This is a genomic window from Pseudomonas sp. AO-1, from assembly GCF_019775695.1.
Classification (GTDB): domain Bacteria; phylum Pseudomonadota; class Gammaproteobacteria; order Pseudomonadales; family Pseudomonadaceae; genus Aquipseudomonas; species Aquipseudomonas parakoreensis.
On the sequence record NZ_CP079947.1, the window covers coordinates 2,506,748 to 2,528,699 of the forward strand.

General features: G+C 55.8%; 18 protein-coding genes. 7 read left to right on the plus strand and 11 right to left on the minus strand.

From position 1 onward, the window contains the following. The first annotated feature begins 132 nt into the window (after positions 1-132). The 5 genes from KVQ82_RS11675 to KVQ82_RS11695 all read left to right on the plus strand — a co-directional run bounded on the left by KVQ82_RS11675 (position 133) and on the right by KVQ82_RS11695 (position 5,415). Complete coding sequence (locus KVQ82_RS11675; protein WP_222018924.1) at positions 133-786, plus strand: ABC transporter ATP-binding protein; 654 nt, start codon at positions 133-135, stop codon at positions 784-786. After that, complete coding sequence (locus KVQ82_RS11680; RefSeq protein WP_222018925.1) at positions 783-3,254, plus strand: FtsX-like permease family protein; 2,472 nt, start codon at positions 783-785, stop codon at positions 3,252-3,254. The genes KVQ82_RS11675 and KVQ82_RS11680 overlap by 4 nt, the downstream gene beginning before the upstream one ends. Next, entirely contained in the window at positions 3,244-4,314 is a 1,071-nt protein-coding gene (locus tag KVQ82_RS11685) for a lipocalin-like domain-containing protein (RefSeq protein WP_222018926.1), read from the plus strand. The genes KVQ82_RS11680 and KVQ82_RS11685 overlap by 11 nt, the downstream gene beginning before the upstream one ends. Before the next feature lie 157 nt (positions 4,315-4,471). Next, positions 4,472-4,714 carry a hypothetical protein gene (locus KVQ82_RS11690; RefSeq protein WP_222018927.1) on the plus strand — a complete coding sequence of 81 codons (243 nt, stop codon included), beginning with the start codon at positions 4,472-4,474 and terminating at the stop codon, positions 4,712-4,714. 116 nt (positions 4,715-4,830) lie between these two features. Beyond that, complete coding sequence (locus tag KVQ82_RS11695; protein ID WP_041066300.1) at positions 4,831-5,415, plus strand: hypothetical protein; 585 nt, start codon at positions 4,831-4,833, stop codon at positions 5,413-5,415. Positions 5,416-5,744: 329 nt separating this feature from the next. Here the strand turns inward: KVQ82_RS11695 and KVQ82_RS11700 are convergent, their stop codons facing one another. Further along, positions 5,745-6,551, minus strand: coding sequence for a glycosyltransferase family 2 protein (locus KVQ82_RS11700; RefSeq protein ID WP_222018928.1), 807 nt, complete (start codon positions 6,549-6,551; stop codon positions 5,745-5,747). 215 nt (positions 6,552-6,766) lie between these two features. Here KVQ82_RS11700 and KVQ82_RS11705 point away from each other — a divergent pair, with 215 nt between their 5' ends. Further along, entirely contained in the window at positions 6,767-7,582 is an 816-nt protein-coding gene (locus tag KVQ82_RS11705) for a VanW family protein (protein WP_222018929.1), read from the plus strand. A 140-nt stretch (positions 7,583-7,722) separates the two neighbouring features. On the opposite strand, the gene KVQ82_RS11710 is transcribed toward KVQ82_RS11705, so the two are convergent. From KVQ82_RS11710 to KVQ82_RS11750, 9 genes are all read right to left on the minus strand, one after another. Next, entirely contained in the window at positions 7,723-8,154 is a 432-nt protein-coding gene (locus KVQ82_RS11710) for a hypothetical protein (protein ID WP_222018930.1), read from the minus strand. Positions 8,155-8,240: 86 nt separating this feature from the next. After that, entirely contained in the window at positions 8,241-8,711 is a 471-nt protein-coding gene (locus tag KVQ82_RS11715) for a hypothetical protein (protein ID WP_222018931.1), read from the minus strand. Between the two features lie 282 nt (positions 8,712-8,993). After that, on the minus strand, positions 8,994-9,614 hold the full coding sequence (locus tag KVQ82_RS11720) for a hypothetical protein (protein ID WP_222018932.1): 621 nt from the start codon (positions 9,612-9,614) through the stop codon (positions 8,994-8,996). Between the two features lie 793 nt (positions 9,615-10,407). Next, entirely contained in the window at positions 10,408-10,698 is a 291-nt protein-coding gene (locus tag KVQ82_RS11725; RefSeq protein WP_222018933.1) for a hypothetical protein, read from the minus strand. A 232-nt stretch (positions 10,699-10,930) separates the two neighbouring features. Next, the gene (locus tag KVQ82_RS11730) at positions 10,931-11,275 is read right to left on the minus strand and encodes a hypothetical protein (RefSeq protein WP_146188728.1); all 345 of its coding nucleotides are present in this window, start codon (positions 11,273-11,275) and stop codon (positions 10,931-10,933) included. Further along, positions 11,272-15,957, minus strand: a complete 4,686-nt coding sequence (locus tag KVQ82_RS11735) for an RHS repeat protein (protein ID WP_260688087.1) — start codon at positions 15,955-15,957, stop codon at positions 11,272-11,274. The genes KVQ82_RS11730 and KVQ82_RS11735 overlap by 4 nt, the downstream gene beginning before the upstream one ends. After that, positions 15,957-16,694 carry a DUF4123 domain-containing protein gene (locus KVQ82_RS11740; RefSeq protein WP_222018934.1) on the minus strand — a complete coding sequence of 246 codons (738 nt, stop codon included), beginning with the start codon at positions 16,692-16,694 and terminating at the stop codon, positions 15,957-15,959. The genes KVQ82_RS11735 and KVQ82_RS11740 overlap by 1 nt, the downstream gene beginning before the upstream one ends. Then, a complete protein-coding gene (tssI, locus tag KVQ82_RS11745) occupies positions 16,684-18,726 on the minus strand; it encodes a type VI secretion system tip protein TssI/VgrG (protein WP_222018935.1) in 2,043 nt (680 codons plus the stop codon). Before tssI ends, KVQ82_RS11740 begins: the two co-directional genes overlap by 11 nt. 131 nt (positions 18,727-18,857) lie before the next feature. Then, positions 18,858-19,373 (minus strand): Hcp family type VI secretion system effector, encoded by a 516-nt coding sequence (locus KVQ82_RS11750; RefSeq protein WP_003226246.1) that lies wholly within the window; start codon positions 19,371-19,373, stop codon positions 18,858-18,860. A gap of 407 nt (positions 19,374-19,780) precedes the next feature. Between KVQ82_RS11750 and KVQ82_RS11755 the strand changes: the two genes are divergently transcribed. Next, on the plus strand, positions 19,781-20,458 hold the full coding sequence (locus tag KVQ82_RS11755) for a type 1 glutamine amidotransferase domain-containing protein (protein WP_222018936.1): 678 nt from the start codon (positions 19,781-19,783) through the stop codon (positions 20,456-20,458). Positions 20,459-20,553: 95 nt separating this feature from the next. Here the strand turns inward: KVQ82_RS11755 and KVQ82_RS11760 are convergent, their stop codons facing one another. Then, positions 20,554-21,933: a VOC family protein gene (locus tag KVQ82_RS11760; protein WP_222018937.1), complete on the minus strand. Its 1,380-nt coding sequence runs from the start codon at positions 21,931-21,933 to the stop codon at positions 20,554-20,556. Between the last annotated feature and the right edge of the window lie 19 nt (positions 21,934-21,952).

A 21,952-nucleotide genomic window follows, 5' to 3' on the forward strand; every position in this document is an offset into this window, starting at 1 on the left:
TGCTCAGTATTTTTGAACAACCCAAGCCCTGTGGGAGCTGGCTTGCCAGCGATGGGGCCAGTGCGAACACCACTGATTTGATCAGCCCGCAATCCGCTATCCTTGCCCCACACTGACCCAACGGATGGCGGCATGCTTCAGGTTCAAGGCGTTTTCAAAAGTTACCTCACTCCCCAAGGCTCATTACCCGTGCTGCAAGGCGTCGACCTGACGCTCGAACCCGGCAGCAGCCTGGCGCTGATGGGCGAATCCGGCAGTGGCAAAAGCACTTTGCTGCACCTGATCGCCGGCCTCGACAAGGTGGATCGCGGCAGCATCCACAGCGGCGAGTATCGGCTGGAGCAGATGAACGAAGCGCAACTGGCCGACTGGCGCCGTACCGAAATCGGTCTGGTGTTCCAGCAGTTCAACCTGATCGGCAGCCTGCGGGTCGAGGACAATCTGGCGTTTCAGGCGCGTCTGGCCGGGCGCCATGACCCGCGCTGGCAGGCGCATCTGGTGCAGCGTCTGGGGCTGGGCGATTTGCTCAAGCGTTATCCCGAACAACTTTCCGGCGGTCAGCAGCAGCGGGTGGCGCTGGCCCGGGCCTTGGCTTCACGGCCGAAATTGCTACTGGCCGACGAACCCACCGGCAGCCTCGACGAAGCTACCAGCGATGAAGTGCTGCGCCTGTTGCTGGAGTTGCTCGACGACACGCCGACCACGCTGCTGATGGTCACGCACAGCCCGCGCGTGGCGGCGCGACTGGCGCAGCGGGTGGTGTTGTCCAAGGGCCGTCTGACGTGAACGTGTTCCGGCAAACCCTGCGTGCGCTGCTCAGCCATTGGCGGCGGCATCCGGTGCAGTTCTTCAGTGTGCTGACGGGTTTGTGGCTGGCCACCAGTCTGTTGACCGGCGTCGAGGCACTGAACAGCCAGGCCCGCGACAGTTACGCCCGGGCGAGCCAGATGATTGGCGGCGAACCACAGGCCAGCCTTGCTACGCCCAATGGAGCGACGTTTACCCAGCAATGGTTCGTTGACCTGCGCCGCCAGGGCTGGCCGGTCTCGCCGCTGCTGCAGGGGCGGCTGGTACTCAAGGATCACCCGGATCAGCGCCTGCAACTGATGGGCATCGAACCGGTGTCGCTGCCGGTGGATTCCGCCGTGGCCGGGCAGGCGATGCCAATCGAGCGCATCGTCGCGTTCTTCTCGCCGCCGGGCAGCACGTGGATTTCCCCGGAAACCCTGCACGCGTTGGGCCTGATCGAAGGCGCAACACCGCAGGCCGTCAACGGACAAAGCCTGCCACCGCTGCACGCGCAACAGGACATGGCGCCGGGCGTGTTGCTGGTGGATATCGGTGTCGCGCAAACCGTGCTTGAGCAACCCGGGCAACTGTCGCGCTTGTTACTGCCCAAGGATTTTCACGCCGAGTTGCCGGCCGCGTTCAATGGCCGGTTGCAGCTCAAAAGCAGCGCCGAGGAAAACAATCTGGCGCGCCTGACCGAGAGCTTCCACCTGAATCTTGATGCCTTGGGATTTCTGTCGTTTGTGGTCGGGCTGTTCATCGTGCACGCGGCGATCGGTCTGGCACTGGAGCAGCGTCGTGGCCTGCTGCGCACCTTGCGTGCCTGCGGGGTCAGTGCGCGGATGCTGATCGGCAGCCTGATCGTCGAACTCGGTGTGCTGGCGTTGATTGGCGGGGTGTTCGGCGTCGTCAGCGGTTACTGGCTGGCGAGCGTGTTGCTGCCGGATGTCGCCGCCAGCCTGCGTGGTTTGTACGGCGCGGAAGTGGCGGGGCAGTTACGCCTGAGTCCGTGGTGGTGGTTCAGCGGTATTGGTTTGAGTCTGTTCGGCGCGTTGTTGGCCGGCGCCAACAGTCTGTTGCGTGCGGCACGTTTGCCGCTGTTGGCGGTGGCGGATCCACAGGCCTGGCATCAGCAGCATGCACGCTGGTTGCGCCGTCAGGGTTGGCTGGCGGTCCTATTGGGCGTGATCGCGCTGCTGGCGCTGCTGTTCGGCGACAGCCTGAGCAGCGGTTTTGTATTGATGGCCGGGTTGCTGCTGGGCGCTGCGCTGGCATTGCCGGTGGTGCTCAGCGCGGTGCTCAATCGATTGCTTGGGCGCAGTCGTTCGGTGCTGGGTCAGTGGTTTCTTGCTGATTGCCGCCAACAGTTACCGGCACTGAGTCTGGCGCTGATGGCGCTGCTGCTGGCGCTGGCGGCAAACATCGGCGCGGGCAGCATGACCGCCGGTTTTCGCCAGACCTTCAACGACTGGCTCGAACAACGCCTGAGTGCCGAGCTGTACCTCAACCCGGTGAATCCGGCGCAATCGCGCGAGATGTACGTCTGGCTCAAACAACAGCCGAACGTCAGCGCGGTGCTGCCCAACTGGCAAGTAGCCGTGACCCTGCAGGGCTGGCCGGCGGATGTGTTCGGGGTGATCGACCATCCTTACTATCGCCAACACTGGCCGTTGCTCGAGGCGCTTGCCGGCGATCCGTGGGCGCACCTGGCGACGGACGATGCGGTGATGCTCAGCGAACAACTGGCACGACGGCTGAAGGTTCGCGCGGGGGATCATCTGAGCGTGCCGACTCCCGGTGGGCCGTGGTCACCGCGCATCGTCGGCATCTACGCCGATTACGGCAATCCCAAGGGCCATTTGTTGGTCAACAGCAACCACCTGCTGCGCCTGTGGCCGACGCTGACGCCGAACCGTTTCAACCTGCGCATCGCGTCGCCTGACATCCCGTCGTTTTTGACTGCGCTGCAAACGCGCTTTCAGCTCGATGACAGCCGCATCGTGGATCAGGCGCGGCTCAAAGGTTGGTCGGTGCAGGTTTTCGAACGCACTTTCGCCGCCACCGCCGCGCTCAACAGCCTCACTTTGGCGGTGGCCGGTGTGGCGCTGTTCATCAGTTTGCTGACCCAAAGCCAGAGCCGCCTCGGGCAACTGGCGCCGCTGTGGGCCTTGGGCGTGACGCGCCGGCAGTTAATGCTGCTCAACCTCGGCCAGACCTGGTTGCTCGCGCTGCTGACGCTGGTGCTGGCGTTGCCGCTGGGGATCGCCCTGGCGTGGTGTCTGGACTCGGTGATCAATGTGCAGGCATTCGGCTGGCGCTTACCGTTGCGGATCTTCCCGCTGCAACTGCTGCAATTGATGGGATTGGCGTTACTGGCGACCTTGTTGGCCTCGGCGTGGCCGCTGTATTCGTTGTACCGCACGCAACCGGCGGATCTGCTGAGGACGTTTGCTCATGAGGATTAAGCGGGTTGCGTTGCTTTTCACGCTGCTGCTTTTGGGCGGCTGCGATCAGCCTGTTTCTGAAGAGAAGGGTTTTGCCGGGCTCGGCGATCAGGCCGCTCAGTTCACTCCCGTGGTGCCGGGGCGGGTGTTCAGCTTCCCGGCGGATCACGGCGCCCACGACGGATTTCGTATCGAGTGGTGGTACGTCACCGCCAATCTCAAGGATCAGCAGGGCCACGATTTCGGTGTGCAATGGACGCTGTTTCGCAGTGCGTTAAAACCTGCGCCAGAGCAATCGGGCTGGGCCAACCAGACGATCTGGCTCGGGCATGCCGCGGTGACGTCGGCCACCGCGCACCATGCTGCCGAGCGCTATGCCCGGGGCGGAGTGGGGCAGGCCGGTGTCAACGTAGCGCCGTTCGAGGCGTGGATCGATGATTGGCGCTTCGCCAGTCAGGCACAGGATCCGCTGACGGATGTGCAACTCAGTGCCCGCGACAAAGCCTTCAGCTATCAACTGCACCTCACCTCCAGCCGCCCGTTGGTGTTGCAGGGCGACAACGGCTTCAGCCGCAAATCCGAACAGGGCCAGGCCTCGTACTACTACAGTCAGCCGTTCTTTCAGGCCAGCGGCACCCTGCAAATCGACGGCCAGACCTACACCGTCAGCGGCCCGGCGTGGCTGGACCGGGAATGGAGCAGTCAGCCGCTGGCGGCCAATCAGACCGGGTGGGACTGGTTTTCCCTGCACCTGGACAGTGGTGAGTCGCTGATGCTGTTCCGCACCCGACAAACCGATGGCGCGCCGTATCTGACCGGCACCTGGATCAGCGCCGACGGCCGTACCGAAACCCTGCACGGCGAGCAGATCAGACTCACACCCAAGGACAGCGCAAAAATTGCCGGGCACACGATGCCGGTGCGCTGGTCGATCCGCATTCCCGACAAACACCTCGACATCAGCCTCGACGCGCTCAACCCCAAGGCCTGGATGGACCTGCGCATTCCTTATTGGGAGGGCCCGGTGCAGATCAGCGGCAGCCGTGGCGGACGCGGCTATCTGGAAATGACCGGGTACTGACTGCTGCATTGCCATTCATGTAGGAGCTGCCGAAGGCTGCGATCTTTTGATTTTGATCTTTAAAAAGATCGCAGCCTGCGGCAGCTCCTACAGGGATTGGGTTGAACTCTGTTTTATTGCGCAGCCTCTACAAACTATTACCCGTGGAGGATTAGCCATGAGCGACGACCTGCAACCCCCAGACCTCAACACCTGGCAGCGCCTTTTCGACGATCAGACCTACTGGCAGCAGTCCCCCGATGCTCACTATTTCGACCTGCAACGCATCGCCGACGACCTGCTCGGTCAAGGCGCGATCGATCTGGAGCAGTGGCAGATCCTGCGTGCCAAGGCCGATGATCTGCACAAGAATTCGCCCGCCGCGAATATCGCCAACGAACTGGATGACCCCGAAGCCTGAGGACCCGGCATAAACAACAGCCAAGCCCTGAACAGCGTCTATGCTCAGTGGCACATTCGGTGCCAAACACGCGTTGGCGCCGGTTGCTGCCATTCACTACAGGGAAAGTACCGCTTATGAAGCTCCACGCTCTGGCCAAGGCCATCACCCTCGCAACCGTTCTGTCCGCCACCAGCTTCGTTGCCATGGCGGCGGACATTCCGCTGTCCGCCACCATCGAGGCCGATCAGGTCACCACCAAAGTGCTGGCCGTCGATGCGGCCAACCATCAGGTCGTGCTCGAAGGCGCAGAAGGCCGTCAGGTTCACGTCCAGCTCAGCGACAAGGCGAAAAACCTCGCCAACCTCAAGGTCGGCGACCTGGTAAAACTCGAAGTACAACGCTCGGTGGCGGCTTACCTCGATACCGATGTGGATAAAGGTCTGCCTGGCACTGTCGAACGCAGCGGTGAGCTGCGCAAGGCGCCGGGCAGCGAAAACCCGGGCGGTGAGGCCTATCGCCAGATTCAGGTGCAACTGAAAATCACCAAAATTGATTTGAAGAATAATCAGGTGACCCTGCAAAACCCGCAGGGTCAGTCGAAAACACTCGACGTGAAAAAGCCTGAAATCCAAGCCAAGCTGAAAGATCTGAAAGTCGGGCAGAGCGTAGTTGTCACTTATACCGATGTATTAAAAGTGACCAGTCAGCATGAAAGTTGAGTATTGACTCTACAAGATGGTTGTTCTTGTACAGATTATTGTATGAGAACAATCATCTGAAATGAGTTGGACTGTGTAGTGAAAGTTTCACGAAAGGATTTCGTCGATAAATATCTATTAACTTTTTCGTACATAAAATTTACCTTTGTATATGACGACATATCCGCCAACTTCTATTAAAATCCTTCCCGTTCGCCCAGTGTCAGGGCTCTTTACCGGTGCATGGATTGCCAGGCCATTACACTGGGCGAACACCTCCTCGGAGCGGATGTATACAATTTCAGATTAAAAAAGGGCGACTTTGCAGTCGCCCTTTTTTGTGTTCGTGATCAAACCGATGCTTGCTTTTCAAAACGTTTGAGAGTGGCCTCGTACATTCTGGTACGACGGTGGTTTTTGCCGTAGGTGCCGGCGGCAGCGACGGTGCCTGCCTGGATGTGATCCAGATAGCGGAAAATCTTGCGCGGTGACAGCAGCTTGATGCCGTAGCCCAATGCGACCATTCGATCCTGCACGGTATAACCGGGAACTCGGTCATCCATGCAAAAGTGCAGTCCCTGAGACTTCATCAACCTGGCGTTCCACAACGTGCAAAAACTTTTGAGGTGAGTTTCCCGATAAGGTTTCGGCTCTTTACTGCGCAAACCCAATGCCGTTTTCGCCCGGCGAATATAGTGTTTGCAAAACCGCGAAGTTAGTCGCCAGGTGTCTCTGACAATCCCGCGATTGATTTGCTCGACACACCCGACTGCAGCGATGTCTGCAGACTTTGCGCACTCACGCAGCATCATCGCGAAGACTTCCTTGTCGTAGACAAAAGTGTCGGTATGCAGCAAAAACAGATAGTCGGTTTCAACTTTTCCCAGCGTCAGATCCAGCGCCTTGCCATGCGCAATATGTCCCGCTTCTTTGCCGGGGGAGGAGCGTTCGATCAGATTGATCCAGTCCAGCGAGCGCAAATAATCCAGACTGGCGTCGGCAGAGTCATTGTCCACCACCCAAACCGGGATGCGCTGCGCCTGGACATGCTCGCGCAACAGCTCCAGGCACATCCGGGTGATGTCCGGGGTTTTGTAATTTACCAATACAAGACTGAAATTCGGCTGCGTAACGGCTGGTAAATCAAAATGGTTCATTCAGGAAGCTCATCCGCGGTTGATCGGCGACAGGTGTCTCTCGGGCCGGGATGCTAGCGACGCAAGCTTAGTTGAAGCTTAATTTGCTGTTCAGGAAGTGAGGCGAGGTGTTTCGAGACACGACATCTCGCGCACGACGCAAGCCGGCCCACAGGCTAAACTGCGCGCCCCTCAGATGCTTCAAGGAAGAAACGGCACCTGCCGTCGCCTCAAGGATGAAACCACTTTCCCTCTATCACCCGGCCCTGTACTGGCTGCGCGTGTGGCAAAAAAGACTGTTCCGCCAGATCGCCTGGCACTGCTCCAGCAATCGCTACGCACGCCTGGTTGCCGGCGCTGACCGCCTGCCATTCCGCTACCTGAAACACACCTCAAAACTCATCCGCAAACTCGGCGACTCCGACCTCGCCCTGCAACACAACAAAGTCATCAACCTGAAACTCGCCGTCGCCGCCATCGACGGCCTCATCATCGCCCCCGGCGAACACTTCTCCTTCTGCCGCCTCGTCGGCCGGCCAAGCCGCAAACGCGGCTACGTCGAAGGCATGGAACTGTCCTTCGGCGAAGCACGCAGCGGTATCGGCGGCGGAATCTGCCAACTGAGCAACCTGATCCACTGGATGGCGATTCACTCACCGCTGGTCGTTGTTGAACGCTCCAACCACAGCTTCGATCCATTCCCGGATGAGGGGCGAGTACTGCCATTCGGTTCTGGCGCGGCGATTTTCTACAACTACGTTGACCTGGTACTGCACAACCCGACGGATCGGACTTTTCAGTTGAAGTTGAATGTGGGGGACACGCAGCTGGAGGGCGAGTTGTTGTGCGATCAGGTGCGGGCGTATCGGTATCACGTGTTTCAGGAAGGGCACCGGTTTGTTCGGGGGGGAGAGCGGGTGTATCGGGAGAATGAGATCTGGCGGGAGGTGAGGGAGAAGGGGCAGGTGGGGGAATTGGTGGAGCGGGTGAGGTTGTATCGGAATCGGGTGGTGGTTAAGTATGAGGTGGCCGAAGAAATGGTGGAGAGATGATTGCTATACCGTAGATGGTGAAAAAATCATTTAATGGGCGGCGAGACTCCGTATGCGAAGTGTGGTCGTGTAAAAGGAGACGGACTTATTTCAAACTCTTTTGATTAGAGTTGGAAAATAAATCTGTCACCTTTCGTTCATCAACTTTTCTGAGTTGGATACGTATCACCCATGATCGTAATTGATATTTCATCTGATTTTACATCTTTTATGCTATTTATAACTATTTCAGGTTTTTCTGATTTTTGAAATAGAAAATAAAAAAGCTCGAAATAAAGATAATCTTTTATAAGGGTGGCCGCTAAATAGTGATGGCTTTTTAAAATTTTATCAAAGGTTGGGTAATTTATTTTTTCAAGTTCTGGAATGTCCGCGTAGCCTTGCTTAGAGTCATCAACTTTGCATTCGATAATAAATGAGTTTGCGTGTTTGATGAATTGCTCCGGAAACTCATCGTTGTTTATCGTTATTTCGTATTTTTTTGTTTCAAGACTTGATTTCTCTCCGAAGCCAAGGCTTCTGTAAGAGACCTTGTTTAGATTGATTTCTGTGCCGGCTGATTTAAATTTCATGGAAATTTTCCCGTTAGTATTAACGTGATCATATCATCCTCAAATGTTCATCATCAGCTGTCCTGAAGTCGTGATCTGCAGGGTTCTCAAAGCTGTTCAAGATTAAGAGTGCATCCCTTGAGCCTTAACCGTTTGATTTCCTCATCAAATGTGTACTTCGGCAGATCCTTGTTTTTTAAATCGTATTGCTGCCTAAGCAGGCGAAATAGTTTTCTTATGTTTTTCTTGCTTCTCTCGTCAAGACTTTCGATTAGGTCGTAACTATTGCTCGATAAAAAGGCTATTTTGTTTTTGAGTGTGTAGTAGGCGCTTATGTTGGAGAATAATCCTTCGGCATCTGAATAATTTTCCTTTGAATATTTTGTATAATTTTCAAATATCGATGTAAGTAAGTTTTGTGCGGCTTTCTGGTTTTTTAAAACGCTGCACATTTCCTGCCAATTGCTAATAAAAAGATGGTCTCCCCAGTCGGAGCCTCGAGCAAAATATTGTCCATTTCCTTTAAAGAAATCAGATATTTCGTGAAGGTCTAAAGCAGTTTCAAAAGTGGTCTTCATTGAAGCTTTTCCCAGTCATCGATGTTTTTCAATGAAAAAGGGATGAGTTTAATTTCAGTAATTTTTCATCCGTAAGCGAAATAAATCTGTAAGCTTTTGTTGCCTGTTTTGTATTTTTGTCTTTTGATTTGTCTATAAAAAATGCTATCGACCAGTTAAGGTTCTTGTTGTGTGTGCTGCAACTATTCATACATTCAGGTTTTCGTGAGGATACCTTTGGTTGAAACTTTCCGCAAAAGCTCCTGAATAATCTCTTCCATATGGCCCCGGTTCGTTACATTTCTATACTATGTATACGCGATAGCCTGCGTCAAAGTTGCTTATCATATGAGAATTGCTAAAGTTGGTATCGAATATTCCCTGGATTTCAGGTTGGGAGCGATTTGCTTGTGAGTTCAATATTCCTACTGATTTCTGAAGTTCTTCGTATGTGGGTATATAGGTGTGGTTTGAAGCGCCGAAGTCGAGGGTTACTTTTTTTGGTGAAATGATGGCGAGGTTAATTAATAGTTCAGGAGTTGAAAACGATCTTCCGCCGATGTCGTATATTTTATCTTTGTTCTCGAGTTTTGGGCCGTAAGACTCATGCGTCAAGTAGCCACTTTCCTGGTTTAACAGGCGTATTAATTTTTCGTGACCTTTTGTTTTTTCAAATGTAATAATAGCTTGCTTAATGATCAGGAAGCCGTCTTCGTCCATGTTTTCTAGAAAGTTTGGATTCTGATTTTTTATTGAGTAAATTACTGGTTTGTCTATTAAGTTAAGGACAAAATTAAATAGTTCGATATGGTATTTGTCTTGGATGTTTTCGTTTGGCGGTATATGTATATGTGAAATAACTCCGCCTGCATTATCGAAATCGATAGCGCCAAAGGATTCTGTAATGTCAATTGAAAAATTCATTTTGCTATCTCAATTACAAACTGATCAAGTTGTTTTGATTCGATTTGGCTACCATCAATTGAAAAGGGGGCGGATTTATTTCCTTCAACGAAAACAAATAGCTCCCCTCTGTTTGCAGTTCGGCAACTAGAGCGGGTATCCACACCGCCATGGAGTGGTGAAAAGTTCTGGGTCGATGTCAAGCTTCTCAAGAAGTGCGTTGATTTCCGCCTCAGAGTTCATGTTTTCTATTTTAAGAGATTGATGTCTCGGTCGTCCACGCCGTCACTTATTTCAAGTGTTTCGGTTGGGATTGTAAATATCACTGTTGCATATCGAAAATTTTTCGATTGATGGATAAAGTCGTAATACTTATATGGATCACTGGTAAAGGTGTATTTGTAAATGGCGTATACTGAAATCCATTTTCTTAGTGAAGGGGCTTCGGATTCTAGCTCTTGCGCAATGTTGTTGTAGCCTATTCCGTCGAGCCCAAACCATACACTTCGTGGGATACATTTCTGTATTGTCATTTTTGACCTTGGAACCGGTTTGGCCAGCGTATTCCTGCGCCGATCTGAATTGGTTGAAAAAATAAATCTGTCGTCTTTTTGTTATGTTTTAGAGTTGTTAGTTGGCCGCAGATTGAAATGTAGCAAAAAGGTGACAGATTTATTTTCAATATCTTTGGGGCTGTGGAAATAATCTATCTCCTTTGATCGCTGTCCGGATTGCTGTGAGCGTCTGGTGAACTCCGCTGCGGATTATATCTATATAAGCAAATCTGTTGAGAATTATATGTTTGAAGATTTAGTTAGGGCTTCCAAAATTTAATCCTTTCCATGTGGCGCTCAATGTCATCCATATTGTCGTCCCCTAGTGTCAAATCAAAATTCTTGCTTATGATTTTTCTTATTTTGGCAAGGCGTTGGGTGACTCCTTCGTTATCAATGAAATCAGTGGTGGCTTTTTGGTAGTCTTCGATCGGTTTGCCGGAGTAATAGCTGCCCATATTGTGCAGTGAAATTAATATGAACTCGATATCTACAAGGACTTCGAGAGCATCTTCTCCATTAAGTGCTATTTTTTTGTTGGTTTCTAACATTCTTTCCGCCGATTAAATGTGGGGTTTAAGCGCCACATTTCCTTTGGTCGTAAGATCTGTTGTGCCGTATCTACAGGTCTTTACCCATTCAGGTTGGATAGCAGAAGGGCATTTTAAAAAAAGGGAGTGAATTTATTTTCAGTGTCTTTTGTAAAGTGTGAAAAATAAATTTCCCTCTTGCTTTATTTGCTTTGGCTGTATTGGTGAGTGCTGGGTTTTAAATGTCTGTATCTCACGATTCGATCATGAATGATTCAATTTTTTTAATGAATTCAATTTTGCTTTTGGTTCTGAACTCACCAAGAAAAACTTCGGAGTTTTTAACCGGTTTTCCTTTTTGGTCATAATCGATTTTCAGGAAATCAATTACAAACTCTCCATTGGGGTCGCCCTCTGGTTCTACTCTAGAATCGAAGCAGTGCCCGCTACTTCGACGCACTCCGCCCAATAGTACTGAGCAAGTGAACCAGTCGCTGGTTTCTGGCGTTAATTCAACTTCAAAAAGGTTGTTGATTGTAACTGTCCAACCGCTTGGCACTCGAATTGGTTGAAGTTCATATTTGAGTTTTGGTCTCATTTTACATTGCCCATGTATTTTTTAACTTGATCGGGTGAGGCCGGGAAACTGTGTATGACAGGTTCGCCAGCTTTGGAAAGTTCAATCCTAACCCAGTTTGTTAGTTCACCATTGTTATATCCAACGGGGGTTTCCGATCTATAAAACATATATCTTGAACCCCCATGATCAAATACATTCCCATCGCGTACCGCTGAATAAGCCGCCTGCTTCTCAAAACCGCTGACGTTATTCGCGATATCCGGTAAATAAGAGGCTTCTGGTTTTCCGTCACGACTCCCTTGACCTAGGCTGAGCGATTTCGCTTGTTCTGCCGATTGCGCATTTGTGTGCTTTGTGGCATGCCTACCTTCTGGGCGCTTTGCATCATAAACATCTGTTCTTAGGTCTTTACGTGTTTGATAGTCGCTTGTATCAACCTTCTTGGGGCAATTAGTGCTATTTAACCCCAACGGATCCACCCACCCCGTAGGGTTAGGCACATACTGGTAGCTATTCAAACCGCCCGCAAGCTTGATCGGGTCCGGCGTCAAAAACCGCCCAGTGCCCGGATTGTAGTAGCGGTGCCGGTTGTAATGTAACCCTGTCTCGGCGTCGAAATACTGACCCTGGAAGCGCAGCGGGTTATCGATTTCGCTGACGTCCAGCGCAGCGAGGTTACCGTAGGCGCGGTACTTCGCGGACCACATGATCTCGCCACTGTAGTCGGTGAGTTCCTGCGGTGTGCCGAGGTGGTCGAGTTGGTAGTAAAACGGCGTGGCTTTGCGCGGGCCTTCGCCATCAAGCATCGCCAGTGGACGGAAGCTGCCCGGCTCGTAAATGTAGCTGCGATAGCGATTGTCTGCGCTTTCGGCGATCAGCCGTTCGCCTTGCCACAAGAACTCGGTGGTCTGACCATCGACAGTTTTTTCGATACGACGACCGAAGGCATCGTATTTGTAGAACGCGGTGCTGCCACCCGGCAGGCTGACGCCGATTAGGCGATGCTGGCAGTCGTAGCGGTATTCGGTAACGAGTTTCTGGCCGGTGCCGCGACGTTCGCGGATCAAGTTGCCATAGGCGTCATAGTCGTAATGACGGTCGCCCTGCATCAGCAGACGGTTGCCTTTGACGTTGGCGAGGTTGGCCGTGCCTTCGTTGTTCTGACCGAGCAGGTTACCCGCCGGGTCGTGGGCGAAGCTCTCCGGTGTAGCGCCGCGTACGCTGATGAGCCGGTCGAGCGGATCGTAGTGATAGCTGCGATTGCCTTTGCGGCTATCGTCGATGCCGGCGAGGTTGCCGTTGGCGTCGTAGTTGTAGCGACGCTGGAACAGGTTTTTATCACGCTGACCGACAGTGTGGGCTTGCAGGCGGCCTTGTTCGTCGTATTGGTATTGGCTGAGCAACAGGCCTTGCTGGCGCTGTTGTTCGCGACCGGCGCTGAACTGGTGAGCGGTGAGACGTGAGCCGTTGAGGTCGATGCTGCTCAGGCGTCCGCCGGACAGGTGGCGGTAGTCGAGTGTGCTGCCATCCGGTAGGCGACAATGGCTCAGCTGGCCGACGCTGTCGTACTCGTAGCGCAGGGTGCCCCAGCCTTGGTGTTCCTCGATGAGGCGGTCTTGCAGGTCGTACTTGTAGGCGAGCGGCCAGTGGCCGTCGTCGACGTTTACGAGGCGACCGAGGGCGTCGTAGCTGTAATGAATCTCCTCGCCATCGGCGAGGGTTTTTACCAGCAGACGGCCAGCGGCGTCGCGTTGATACTCGGTAACGAGTTCGCTGCCGTCATCGCCGAATTCGGTTTTCTTAAGCAACTGGCCGTTGAGGTCGTATTCGTAGGCCGTGCGGCGACCGTCGAAGCCGGTTTCCTGCTGGATCAGGCCGTTCGCGTAGTAATCGAGCTGGTAATGCTCGCCGCGCTCGTTTTCGATGTCGGTGAGCAACAGACGCGAGTTGTCGTAGCGGTAGCGCAGTTGGCTGCCGTCCGGATTGATGCGGCGGCTGACCAGGTGCAGGTTGTCGGCGTATTCGTAGCGGGTGATACGGCCGAGCTCGTCGCGTTCGGTGGTGACGTTGCCATAGGCGTTGTAGGTGAAGGCACGTGTTGCACCGCCCGGCAGCGTGACTTGTGCCAGGCGGTTGGCCGCATCCCATTGGTAGTGGGTGATGGCGCCGGATTCTTCCTGGCGGGTAATCTGCCGACCCAGTGCGTCGTAGCGATATTTGCGTTGACCGCCGTCCGGCAGGCGTTCTTCCAGTAAGTGTCCGAGATTGTTCCAGCCGAGTTGATGGCGGCTGCCGTCGGGGTGGCGGATCTCCAGCAGGCGACCCTGGGCGTCGTAGCTGTATAGCGTGGCATTGCCATCCGGGTCGATTTGCTGGGTGATGTCGCCCTGACGGTTGCGTTGGTACTTCCAACTGGCTTTGCCGCGATGAACATCGCTGACGAAACCATTGATGTATTCATACGTGGTGGCTTCGTCTTCCGGCGGGATGACAGCAGTCATCAGTCCGTTGTCGTCGTACCGGTATTCGGTGACAGCACCCAAAGGATCCTTTTCCGCGATCAACTGACCTTTGTCGTTGTAGGCCTTCAGATGTTCGGCGCCGTCCGGGTCGATCTTGCTGATCAGTCGCGCCTGGTCGTCATGGGTGTAGACCTCTTCGCTGCCATCGGCGTTGGTTACCGTTACGCTGCCTTTATCGTCCCAGGCGTAGTGCGCTTCCATCTGCGAGAAGTTGGCCCAGTGACGGATGCAGCGAGACAGTTTGCCTTCGTTCTCCCACTCCCAGTAGAAGGCCGCGCCGCCTGCCAGTTGGCGCTCCAGAATCACGTGCTGATCGTTGTAGCGATAGCGCTCGGCTTCGCCGGCCGCGTTCTTCGCTTCGATCAGACGGTGCTGTGCGTCATAGCTGTATGTCACCAGCGTTTGAACGGTGTTCCAGGCATCTTCAAGGTTGTCCGCCGGCAGGAACTGTTGATAGTCCACAGCGATAATGTGTTTGCGGTCGTAGCGCAGCAGCAGGGCGCGACCGGCACCATTATCGAGACGCTTGATCCGACCGTGGATATCGCGCGTGACGTGCAGCCGATTGCCATAGCTGTCGCTGATGGCGATCAGGGTGGCGCCTTTGCTGTTGAAGCGGAAGTGGTAGAACGATGGACGTTTGCCTGCCTGTGCCAGAACCAGTTCTGACGGATCGTCTCCAAGAAATATCGCTGCCTTCGACAGGCTGTTGGTAATTGCCGGACGTTGTTCGCTTGGGAGGGGGAAGGGTGTCGAGCGGTTTTCGTGGTCGGTCCAGATGACTTCGTCGCCACTGATCTCGAGGCGATGCGCCAGCGCATGGCTCCAGCCATAACCCAGGCCACAATCGATTTCCACTGCACTGGTTCGGTAGAGACGGGTCCATTCAAACGGCAGCAGACCGTCAAGTTGGCCGTCGGTCAGCGTCAACAGTTCTTCACCGGTAACCATTGAAACCGGACATCCATTGGTGCAAGTGTCGGCTGCCGGCTCCGCGCTTTTCTCGGCAGGCGTTTTTGCCTGTTTGGAAGCATCGTCGGCTATTTTGCCATCCGCGAGTTTGGCGTTTTTCTTCCCGTCAAAACGCAACTCGGAAATACCATTCCTCACCTTGGCCGTCACACCCCGCGCCGCAACAGCTGTGTACTTCGCGACGTATTCCATAAAGCCGTTGATGATCTTGAACAACGACTTCACGAAACCGATGACGGCGTTGAGCACCAACTCACCGTACTTCTTGAGTCGGGCAGCGAGATAGATGATCCCGGTGCCTTCGGCTGCGATGGTGAGTACCACACCAATCACGATGTCGATCGCGATACCAACGACGATCGCTGTGGTCATTTTCGCCACGTCGCCTGCCATCTTCATGGGTGGCAAACCGGCCAACCAGATCACTGCACTGCGCACCAGCAGGAACAGTGCGGCTTCGTCACTGGCCAGCAACATGGCCTTTTTCATGACATCTGGCGAGCTTTTGGCGACCTTGATCAGCTCATCAGCACCAGCCCCAAGATCCTTAGCAAATTTCTTCGGGTCTTGCAGGATATCGAGCACCAGACTGATGCCATCCCACACCCCCTTGATAGCCTCCCAGCCACCTTCAAGAATGCCGTTGCCGATAGCCATCGCGGTGCCCGAAGCTGACAGATTCGACCATTGCGGTTTGAACCCTGCCCACTCTTTACGCAGGAAGCCCTCCAGGTCAGCGGTCACGCCGCTGTAGGAGCTGAAGAGGGCGTCGATCTGCGCCGGTGTCACTTCGTTGTGAACGCGGATCTGATAGAACTTGCCGGGAATACCTCCGGTCCACTCAGCTTTGCCTTGAGCGTCGAGTTTGACTTTGCTGACCGCACCACCTTCCACCGCGACGATCTCGACTTCGATGTCGCCAATCGGAATGTCGTAGACCGATTCGAATTTACTTTCGATCAGCAATGGACCTTTGAGAGGACACTGAGCCACGTTCGAGGCGAAACTACCGTCGTTCATGCTCACTGATTTACTGGTGTCTCCAACCTTGATCACGCGCTCCATGCCCAACAGGGAGGGCAGGTCAGCGGCTCGACTGGCCTTGTCGGCGGCTCTTGCGTACCAGGTTTTGGTTTGTTCCTGATACAGCTTCAGACTGTCCTTGAAGGTGTTCAGTTGGTTGTCAACAAAGGCAACGCGATCCATCAGCCTTGCTCCAGAATCAGGTGGTTTAACAGTGCTTCTTTAAGGTTTTTCGGTGCATCCGGGCGGCGCACGAAACGGCTGACTTTCAGCTTCAGGTTGTTCTCAGGCCAAGCGTTGTAAACATCCGGGCGGTCTTCTTCCAGCCACTGCATCAGGTTGCTGATCAGTGTCGTCGGGTTCTCCTTGGCTAAGCCATCCAGCAACTCCTTCGGCACCTCCCACCACGGCCAATCCTTCACCTTCGGCAACACCCGTGTCCCAACCTCCAGCGTCTGCCCATTAATCAGATACCGTTCAAACACCGGCAGCACTTCCCCGGCCTTCTCCCCAAGCCCCTTCAGAATCGGGTAAATATGTCGCCCATCCCAGAACCGGAAAAACACCTCAGTCCCGTCCGGCATCTTCACCTGTGTCAGGCTGCGCAGGTGCTCGAACACGTCGTTCGGTTCGGCGCGTGAGACAGCCAGCCAGCCCCAGTCGAGGGCGTCGGTTTCGGCGATCCAGGGCAGGAATGCCGAGTTCGGTTTGAGTTCGGTGACGTAGGGCATCACCGGTTGCCAGGTGGAGTAGGGCGTGCCGCCCCAGATTGGCAGGAGTTGGGCGGTGGGTTCGGTCAGGTACAGGGTTTTCAGCGCGTCGGCATCGCTCGCTGCGCTGACGATCAGGTACAGGCGCTCGCCACTCTGCAGCGGCTGTTGTGCCAGCCAGTCCTTGGGTGTCAGTCGATCAGATGGCACAGGCACCTGCCTTGCATTTTTCGCATTCTTCGCAGAACGGCGCGTTGCGTTTGAGGGTGTTGATTTGGGCCGGGGTCAGGACCTGGCCGGCTTTGTCGGCGTCGGCTTGTTTCAGCACGCCGGGCATCAGCGGGGCGGCACCGGTGCCGCTGCCGGGGCTGCCGCCGGAGTTGATGTTGATCGTCGGGCCGCTCATGGTTACGCCGCCGGCGTCGATCTTGATGAAGCTGCCGCCGCCGACCAGGGTCAGCTCGGCGCCGGCTTCGAGCACCACCTTCATGCCGCTGCTGAGGTGGATTTCCTGGCCGGCGTCGATGAACTGGCCGGTGCCGATCTTGATGTGCTGGTTCACGCCCACGGTCAGGTGGTCGTTGGCGCGGGCTTCGACTTTGCGGTCGGCGTAGACGGTGTGGTGTTCCTCGGCTTTGAATTCCGTGTAGCTGTTCTGCTCGACGGTGTCGTGGCGTTCGTTGCCGACGCGGATCTTCTGGTCGTGCTCGATGTTTTCGTCCCAGTCGCGCTGGGCGTGGAGGAAGATCTGCTCCTGACCTTTTTTGTCTTCGATGCGCAGTTCGTTGTAACCGCCGCCGCCCATGGAACTCAGGGTCTTGAAGGTGCTGCGGGTCTTGTTCGCCGGCAGCGGGTAGGGGACGGTGTTTTCCTTGTGGTACAGGCAGCCGCTGATCAGCGGTTGATCGGGATCGCCTTCAAGGAAGGTGACCAGCACTTCCATGCCGATGCGCGGGATGGCGATGCCGCCGTATTGGGCGCCGGCCCATGCGCTGGAGACGCGCAGCCAGCAACTGGTCTTGTCGTCGGCCTGACCTTCGCGGTCCCAGTGGAACTGGACTTTGACCCGGCCGTACTCGTCGCAGTGAATCTCTTCACCTTTGGGGCCGGTGACCACGGCGCTCTGGCTGCCGAGGATGCGCGGTTTCGGGTGGCGTAGGGGCGGGCGGTTCGGCACGTCCCACGGGGTCGCCTGGAAGCGGTTGCGATAGCCCTGATGGAAATCGTCTTTCAGTGCGGTGGTGTCGCTGGTCACCGACTCTTCGAGCACTTGCGGCTGTTTGCCTTCGTGCAGGACTTCGGTCAGCAGCCACAGGTCGTTCCACTTGGCTTTCGGGTGCTCGGTCAGGGCGAGGAAATGGCCGCTGACCAGCAGCGGCTGATCGCTCTTGCCTTCGGCGAGCTGGAAGTCGCTGCGGTGGCGTTCGAGGGCGCGTTTGGCCAGGTGCTTGCCGCGCTCGCGGTCGATGAACCGGCCTGGGTAGTCGTAGTCTTCGAGATCGGGCAGGGCGTCGCCGCGGTTTTCGCTTTCCAGGGTCAGGCGCGGTTTTTCGAAGTCGTAATCGCGGCGCGTGGTACGGCTGGTGCGGGTTTCCAAGCGCAGGTCGAAACGTTTGATTACCGGATTGCTGGCGACCATGCCGGAGTCTTGCTGGTAGGCCACAGGCTGGAGTTTCGGGAACACCGTCTGGTCATCGCCGAACACCAGCTTGTGCGCCGTGGCGCTGTGCTGGAAGTGGTAGTGAATACCTTCTTCCTCGCACAGGCGCTGGATGAAGTGCAGGTCCGATTCATCGTATTGCACGCAGTAGATGCGCTCAGGATAGATCGAACCGGTCTTGAATTCGTAGGCGTTGCTCTGGATGCCGTGTTCTTCGAGAACCATGCCGATGATTTTCGGCACTGTGAGGTTCTGGAAGATGCGTTGGTTGACGCGGTGCGCCAGGTACGACAGTTGCGGGCGCAGGGTCACCGAATAACGGGTCAGGCGCTTGCCGGAATCGCCTTGCGCGGCGCGGTAGATCTGGCCATGGATGCCGTTGCCATCGGGCGACAGCTGCAGGAAGGCCGGTTTGTGCAGCAGGGTTTCGAGGTCCAGCGACGGCTGCTCACTGACCAGCTCCACCTCGAACACAAAAGGCTGGCTGATGGCTTCCCGGCCGGTCAGGGTGAATACCTGAAAATCGGCGGAGAGCCCTTCGATGGTCAGGGCAAAGTGGGTTTCATTGGCCGGCGCGAACATCCCTTGTTCCTCGTGCTGTACAGCGGCGTTCGTCGACTACCGCAAAGCGGTTCAACGCACGCGAAATTCTGGAGGGGCGTAAACAACATCGACCAGCAGGGCTGGTCGATGCTTGTAACGATCAGCCGTAATTAAACGACTGGAGCACGCCAGTCATCGGAGCCCGAAGTACCGGATACTTCGTGGGTCCAGGTGATTTTGCGGTAGGTGAACTGCACTTCTTCCAGGTGGGTGAAGTGCGAGTTGCCTGGATCCTGGCAGTTGTGCATTTTGTTGTTGATGGCGACGATGATCGCGTCTTCCAGTTTGGTGGTGTAGTAGTGCTCTTGAGTACCTTGAGCAGAAGTACGGTACCACTGGATAACGATTTCGCTCATGCGCTCGCCGGAGGTCAGAGCAGCTTGCAGCAGAGGCGAAGCCTTGTCGTAGACCTTGGTGATGATCACTGGCTTGTGAACGCGCTGACCGGTTGGCTGACCGGATTGTGGGTCACGCGGGATGATCACGTCGTGGCTGAAAGCCTGAACCATGACCTGGTCTTCGTGGCCTTCCTGGTAGGTGTTGCCAACGGAGTCGGCGGTGAAGGCGCCGGCAGTGATCAGGCCTTGTTTTTCGCCGGTAACCGACATGTACGCTGGTGTTGCCATGGGGTGCTCTCCTTGCGGATAAATTTAGGGTGCCCGGGAGGCGAAATCGCCCGGTGGGTGCCTGACTGTTATCAAGGAGCGTGCCAGGTTTGTCGAAGGTCCCGGCAGCCGGGGGGGAAGCGGCTGTAGTTTGCGGTTTTGCCGATGTTTTTTATTGAATCGAGATGGAAAGTGCGCAACTTCTTGCGCAGTACTGCGCAAGAAGTTGCGCACTTGGCTGTAAGCCTCTCCGATCAAGGGCTGTAGCGCGATAAGTCACGTTTTTTGCCGGACAGGTGCGCAAGAAGTTGCGCAGTAAGGCCAAGTGCCAGCGTCGAGCGTTTGAAACGATCCGCCCAGCGCGACGGTCAATCACTCACGACTGCGCCGCAGGCGTCTGAACATTCCCCACCGCGAGTGAGAACGACATGAAAATCCTGATGGTTTTAACGTCCCACGATCAACTGGGTGATACCGGCAAGAAAACCGGCTTCTGGCTGGAAGAATTCGCCGCGCCGTATTACGTGTTCAAGGATGCCGGCGCGCAACTGACGCTGGCCTCGCCCAAGGGCGGCCAGCCACCGCTGGACCCGAAAAGTGACGAGCCCGATGCGCAGACCGCCGCGACCGAGCGCTTTCGCAAGGATTCTGCCGCCCAGTCGGCACTGTCCTCTACGGTCAAACTGGACACGGTGAAGGCCGCGGATTTCGATGCCGTGTTCTATCCCGGCGGCCACGGCCCGTTGTGGGACCTGGCTGAAGACCGCCATTCGATTGCGCTGATCGAAGCGTTTTACAACAGTGGCAAACCCGTGGCGGCGGTGTGTCATGCGCCCGGGGTGCTGCGCCATGTCAAAGGTGCGGACGGTCAGCCATTGGTCAAGGGTAAGCAGGTGACCGGGTTCAGCAACAGCGAAGAAGATGCGGTGCAGTTGACCAACGTGGTGCCGTTTCTGGTGGAGGACGAGCTCAAGGCCAAAGGCGGGATTTTCTCCAAGGGCGCGGACTGGTCGAGCTACACCCGTGAGGACGGATTGCTGCTGACCGGGCAGAATCCGGCGTCGTCGGAAGAGACAGCGTTCGCGCTGTTGTCGCGGTTGCGCTAGAAGCAAAAGCAAAAGATCGCAGCCTGCGGCAGCTCCTACAGGGGGAAACACATTCCATTTGTAGGAGCTGCTGCACGCTGCGATCTTTTGATCTTTCAGCGCGAAAGCGCTGCCAGACACTCCTCAATCGAACGCCGCTGCGTCTCGGCATACAACCCCAGCTCATCAATGGTCGCACGCCCCAGCGCCTGTTCGAACGCCTGACGGTTCGAGTGCTCGCCATAGTGCGTTTGCGCCGCGTCCCCAAGGTTCGACTGAAAAATCCCCGCCGCACTCACCGGCAGAAAGTCTTCGTACACCAACGGTTCAGCTTTCACATGACCCTCACGGAGCAAATCCTCCAGCGATGCCGACTTAAGGCTACCCGCTGCCAAGCCTTTTTCCGTGGGGAAATAGCGAAAATACGCCAGCTCCTGTTCACGCATGCCGTCGACGCTGTCCGGAAATTCGCCAAAGTGTCGGGTCATCAGCGTGTTGTAGCGTGCGGCGTTGCCTTCGTTGGGAAAGTCGCCCAGTTCATCGCGCGCGGCATTCAGCAAGCGGTCATACAGCGCTCGGCCTTTGGGCGTCAACGCCGCACCGCGTTGTTCGATTTCGCCGAAACGCGCGCTGTGGCTACCGCGTGTCTCGTGCTGATCGGTGAAAGCGATCGGCTCGTCCAGCGCCTTGAAACTGGTCTGGCGCAACAGGATCGGGCACTTGCGGCGTGGCGGGCCTTCGATCACCGCTTTCGGGGTGATGCCGTGCACCGGCATCTGCGCCTGGACAATATCGATGTCCAGGGTGCGTGGGGTCAGGTGATTGATGTGCGGGCCTTTGAACGCCACCACATCGGCGATCAGACGGTGCTGGGCGCTGAGGGTCTGGTACTGCGCGGCGGTGACGGTGGCTCTGTGATGCCAGCGAAAGGTTTCCAGTGCCTGCAGGACAAATTGCGCCGCGTCCTCCTCATTCAGCCCACCGGCAGACTCCGCCCGCTCGATCAGCTGCAATGCCGCAGGGGTAAAGATCGAACGCCGGTTCAACACCGATTCGGCAAAACCGCGCAACTCGGGATCTTCGATCAGCTCCAGACGCAGCAATGAGGTGAACACCCGAAACGGGCTGACCTGCAGCGCCGCTTCATGCACCGCGCGAAACGCCGTGGAGTGCACCGGCACACCCGCCGGGGTCAGGTCGTAGTAGCCCACCGGTTGCATGCCCATCACCGCGAACAGGCGCGCGAGGGTCGCAAGCTCTTTGCCGGTGCCGACGCGGATCGCGCCGTGTCGCTCCATGTCCAGGCGCTCGATTTCACCGGTGCTGTCGAGCTGCCGTGCGAGGTCTGGCTGGGCGGCCAGCACTTCACGGTTGGTCTGTTCCACCAACTCCATCAGCGCGCCGTACAACGGCACTTCTTCGCGGTACATGTCGGACATCGCTTTGGAGAAGCGTTGACGGATCAGGTCGGGGCTGACGAAAGGCTGCACGGTCATGAAAAAAATTCCTGCCACG